1 pseudogene is annotated in these 220 nt (G+C 71.8%); it reads right to left on the minus strand.

Annotated elements, in window-relative coordinates:
- Positions 1 to 220 (minus strand): annotated as a pseudogene (locus P0D80_RS51815) (DNA-binding protein); the annotation flags it as partial.

Here is a 220-nt window from a genome sequence, read left to right on the forward strand (position 1 = left end):
TCCTCAACGCGAGCCAGTTCGTCCCGGGCCGCGACGACAGCCCGTTGCGCCTCCCCCCGCTGCACCTCGATCTCGTCGCGCAGCGCGTCGAGCGCGTCACGCGCCGCGGTGCTGGAGCGGGTCCACAGCGTCGCAACCAGTTCGCCGGCGACCGCCTGCAGATCAGCCGGCAGGTCCGGATGCTCGATGCGCACCCGGCTCTTCTCCCGCAACTCCTTCC

It is taken from the genome of Paraburkholderia sp. RL17-373-BIF-A, assembly GCF_046030175.1.
Taxonomy (GTDB): Bacteria; Pseudomonadota; Gammaproteobacteria; order Burkholderiales; family Burkholderiaceae; genus Paraburkholderia.